The sequence below is a fragment of the Microcystis sp. Msp_OC_L_20101000_S702 genome, from assembly GCF_007095705.1.
In the GTDB taxonomy this organism is placed as follows: Bacteria; Cyanobacteriota; Cyanobacteriia; order Cyanobacteriales; family Microcystaceae; genus Microcystis; species Microcystis ichthyoblabe_A.
This window is the reverse complement of the sequence record NZ_SFBO01000164.1, coordinates 1-4,426: the sequence shown is the minus strand read 5'-3', so window position 1 is coordinate 4,426 and position 4,426 is coordinate 1. Positions and strand designations below refer to the sequence as shown.

The 4,426-nt window shown below is 41.3% G+C and carries 4 protein-coding genes, 3 pseudogenes and 1 riboswitch; of the genes and pseudogenes, 1 reads left to right on the top strand and 6 read right to left on the bottom strand.

The window, feature by feature from the left end; translation table 11 throughout:
- Positions 1 to 237: Uma2 family endonuclease (locus EWV60_RS17585; protein WP_287233758.1), on the top strand; the 237-nt coding region annotated here is incomplete at its 5' end.
- 229 nt (positions 238 to 466) lie between these two features.
- On the opposite strand, the pseudogene EWV60_RS17580 reads toward EWV60_RS17585, so the two are convergent.
- The 6 genes and pseudogenes from EWV60_RS17580 to EWV60_RS17555 all read right to left on the bottom strand — a co-directional run.
- A pseudogene (locus EWV60_RS17580) lies at positions 467 to 631 on the bottom strand (P-loop NTPase fold protein); the annotation flags it as partial.
- A gap of 64 nt (positions 632 to 695) precedes the next feature.
- Entirely contained in the window at positions 696 to 1,400 is a 705-nt protein-coding gene (gene cobI / locus EWV60_RS17575) for a precorrin-2 C(20)-methyltransferase (protein ID WP_002755704.1), read from the bottom strand.
- Positions 1,397 to 2,023: a precorrin-8X methylmutase gene (locus EWV60_RS17570; RefSeq protein WP_272103716.1), complete on the bottom strand. Its 627-nt coding sequence runs from the start codon at positions 2,021 to 2,023 to the stop codon at positions 1,397 to 1,399. The genes cobI and EWV60_RS17570 overlap by 4 nt, the downstream gene beginning before the upstream one ends.
- Positions 2,010 to 3,449: a precorrin-3B synthase gene (gene cobG / locus EWV60_RS17565; protein WP_287233755.1), complete on the bottom strand. Its 1,440-nt coding sequence runs from the start codon at positions 3,447 to 3,449 to the stop codon at positions 2,010 to 2,012. Before cobG ends, EWV60_RS17570 begins: the two co-directional genes overlap by 14 nt.
- A 57-nt stretch (positions 3,450 to 3,506) precedes the next feature.
- Positions 3,507 to 3,665, bottom strand: a riboswitch (cobalamin riboswitch).
- Positions 3,636 to 4,186: pseudogene (locus EWV60_RS17560) on the bottom strand (NERD domain-containing protein). It overlaps the preceding riboswitch by 30 nt.
- A gap of 57 nt (positions 4,187 to 4,243) precedes the next feature.
- A pseudogene (locus EWV60_RS17555) lies at positions 4,244 to 4,426 on the bottom strand (DUF3782 domain-containing protein); the annotation flags it as partial.

Here is a 4,426-nt window from a genome sequence, read left to right as displayed (position 1 = left end):
TCCGATTCTACAGAAGCTTTTGACAGGGGGGATAAATTTAATGATTATCAAACTCTAGAAAGTTTAGAGGAATATGTCTTAGTGAATAGTAAACACCAACGAGTGGAAACTTTTCGACGCGGTGAACAGGGTTTATGGATTCTGCAAACCTATCAGCAAGAAAGTTTTAGTTTACAGAGTATTAATCTGACGGCATCTTTTCGGGATTTATACGAGGATATCACCCTAGAAACCTGACAGGGGGACAAGAAGGCTGAAATCCATATATCGTAAACTTTTCATGATTTTAGCTCGAAAAAGTTCGCCGCACCATCTCTCACTTATTAATAATGATTCCTAGTAAGCTCGCTCCTATCCCTAATTCTTTCGTTAGCTTTTTGCCTAAAATCGCTCGATCTATTTCTAGCGAGAGAAGCCAGAAGCCTTTGTTGGCAAATTTTCTAGCTCGCTTGTCCCCCTGTCAGAAAATCAACACCACTGACGGATCATCAGCAATCATCAAGTTAATCGCTTGCATCAACTCTGCTGATTTTGGATGTTTACAGCGATCTAAATCGTCAATAAATACATATACTCGATCATTCCCAATATAGGCATCGACAATTTTAGCAAAATCTTCATGAAATTCTTCCTATCATCTAAACCCGATAGGTTTTGTCAGGTAGGGGATAGAAGATTTAACTATGTCTATAGAATTATTGGAGTTTAGTTTTACTAGGAATCAGAATTAATGACCAGTAGGTGACAGCCTCTGGATCGATTTCGGTAATCGGAATAATTTGCTGATTGGGTAAGGTTGCTCGTTCGATGTAGAGGGCGCGTTCTAATAATCCTAATTCCTCGAGAATATCACGAACTTTAGCGAAATGTCTGCCTAATTTAATAATCGCTGCTGCATCGATAAATGCTAGGCGATCCCGCAATATTTCCGCCTCTAAAGTAGCGGGCATGATACTAAATACGTCATTTCGATAAGTGATAGGTACACCCAGCATTGCTGCACTTGCCATCACTGAAGAAATACCCGGCACGACTTCAATGGAAAAGCGATCGCACAAGCGATTAAAGATATACATAAATGTGCCATACAACATCGGATCGCCCACACATAGCACCGCCACATCTCGGCCTAAGTTTAACTGTTCGGCGATATTTTCGGCGGCAATATCATAATGAGGTTGAGAACTGCGCTCGACACTAAAAGGTAAAGGCATGGGAATTTCTATCTGCTCGGGACGGATAAAATCCGAAACAATTGCCCGTGCCAAAACTTTGCCACTTTCTAAGGTAGGATAGGCAATTACCGGAACAGTTGTGAGAATCCGGTGTGCTTTTAGCGTCAACAATTCGGGGTCACCAGGACCGATTCCTAATCCATAAAGTTTGCCTAATTTATTCATAATTCGTTCTCTTTTGCTAAAGCATTGACTGCTGCTGCTGCGATTGCGCTGCCGCCCCTACGTCCGTGCAGGGTAATAAATGGCACGCCACGACTATTAGTTGCTAATTCTATTTTCGACTCTGCCGCTCCTACAAATCCCACGGGAAAGCCTAAAATCAAAGCTGGTTTATCTACATTTTGATCGAGCAATTCTAGTAGGTGAAAAAGTGCGGTTGGTGCATTACCAATGGCTACCACTGCTCCAGCTAAATGAGGTTGCCAAAGTTCTAAAGCGGCAGCGGAGCGGGTATTATTAATTTGCCGTGCTAACTCGGTCACTTCTGGATAATTGAGGGTACAAATAATCGGATTATTTTTAGGTAAACGGGCTTTGGTAATGCCATTAGCGACCATTTGAGAATCACAGAGAATTGCTGCCCCCCCAGCGAGGGCATTTCGTCCGATTTTAACCGCGTCCGGTGATGCTTCTAAATCTTCTGTTATGTCTGTCATCCCGCAGGAATGAATTAGACGAACCGCCACAGAAGCTAAATCATCGGGGAGATTTTCCCAGTTAGTTTCAGCCCGAATAATAGCAAAAGATTTGCGGTAAATTTCCTCACCATTCTTAATGTATTCCATTCTGTTCATCTAAATTTTTCGATTTTTGGGAGCTTAAAATTTGGGCTATGAGCGGGGGAATCTTGGTAAATTCTCCCTCAAATATGGGTGTTTCTAAGAACTTTTGACTATCACCCACATAGACTTGATAAGCTTCTAGTATTTGGCCATTTTCCTCGATGGTAGTTCCTAAAAGGGTAATTTCGGCAGGACCTGGTTGAGCGCAGGATTTAGCACAACCTGTCAAGTGAATATTAACAGGAGAATTGCAGGTTAAGTGTTTCTGCAAATAATCTGCCAGGAGAGAACCATGAATTTGAGTTGCAGTGGCCGCTGCCGCACAACCTGGTTTACCGCTACAGGCAACTATCCCCGCATCCCATCCAAGAGAAGCGGATAATCCTAAGGATGCCAGTTTTGGCAACAATTCTGACACTTTTTCATCGGGAATATCGGGTAATATAACAGTCTGCCAAGGGGTTAATCGTAACTGACCACTGCCAAAAGTTTCTGATAGTGCCGCTAATCCCCATAGTTGATTAGCCGTCAATTGTCCTAATCTTAATGATAGGCCAACATAAGACAATCCGGGTTGCTTTTGAGGATGAATTCCCAGATGAAAATAGGGTTGAGTAGAATGGGCAGTTTGCTGGCATTCTTGCCAGTCTATTATTCCAGTATAATTCCGATGTAATTGGGAGTTAACTTGTTCGAGATATTTTGTCAATCCCCAATCTTTGATTAGGTGTTTCATCCGAGGTTTTTTCCCCTTGATCTTAGGGGTTTGTTGAACATAATCGAGATAAACCTTTACTAGAGTTTTGACCACAGCTAAACAGTTTTCTGGCTCAATTAATAAGTCCGTGTCATATAATTGTTTATCTCCTCCAAGTGCTAATCGAAAGCAAACAATAGAAGTTAAATTTGTCGGATTATTGAGAGCAATTGCTGATAGATGAATCTCGTTATAGCGGTGTTGCCAGGCCATAGTTGAACTGGTGCCAATTCCCACTGCACCGCCGCCATCGATCCCGATACTAAATTTAGGACTTAGTTGGGCAATTGATGGATAATTTTGGATAAAATTATCTAATTCTTGGACTAATGGACGAGTATCGATCAATTCTTGGCAGTCAATTCCAGCCGTGGGACTAGACATGATATTACGCAGATGATCGATACTGGGATTATGGGCAGCTAACCCTAATTTTTGCAGGGTTTGAAATTCTTCTAAACTGGGGGATTTTTGCAGTCCGCGAATTTGCAGATTTGCCCGATTGGTAACTTGTATTGTACTCTGCCATTGTTCGAGCCAAGTGGCGATCGCTTTTCCCTGTGGAGAATTGAGCCATCCACCGGGGGTGCGGAGACGAATTAAAAACCCATCTTGGGCAGCAGTGCCATAAAATAAACCGGGACAAGCATTTGCTTTAACTAACCAATTCACCGTTGTTTGTTCTCCATGCGACGCAGAGAAGTAGTTAGAAAATTAGTTGTCTATACTACCAATCAAAAGCTTGTAATTGGTATTCTGACTCGCAAGGAAAAAGGGAAGATGTACTCTTTTTACTTTTTACTTGATTACAGCTGCGGCACAGTACCAGAATTGCACTGGACTTTCCCAAAGACAAGTTTAAGGATCATACCACGTTTTTGGTTGAAAATCAGTATCGTTAAGAATCGCTACATTTTCCCCCCTTTGTGCTAAGACAAATAAACCTTGACGATAAGCATATTTATCCGCTCCTTCTTCGATTTCAATGCCTGCTACTGCCCCATATAATTGTTTGTGGTTATATTCGGGAAAAAATTGCCTAAATTCTGTTAGATTCTTGATTAATTCAAACTACTTTTGACTTCCACTACCAGCACATGATTTTCATTAGTTACTAACACATCAATTTCTAGGGTTTTACCGTCGAGACGTTTTCTGACTCTTTGACTAACTTGATGTACGGGAATATCACGATTTAAAAATAAAGTCTCACAAGCGGGGGCTACCATATTTTCGACAAAACGTCCCCATTTACCTCCAAGATTACCAATTTCTTGACTGAGTCTGGTAATTTGGCGATCGGTTTCTTGAAAGCGTCGCTCGGTTTCTTGAAAGCATCTTTCTGTCTCTTTTTGAGCTTCTACTAATTCGGCTAATAATTTCCAAACATCATCGGCGGTGGTGGTCATAATTTTTCCTCTAAATTAACTTGACAATAACCTGATCATATCTTGTTTTTAAAGCCCCTACCACGTTTTTGGTTGAAAATCAGTATCGTTAAGAATCGCTACATTTTCCCCCCTTTGTGCTAAGACAAATAAACCTTGACGATAGGCATATTTATCTGCTCCCTCTTCGATTTCAATGCCTGCTACTGCCCCATATAATTGTTTGTGGTTATATTCGGGAAAAAATTGCCTAAATTCTGT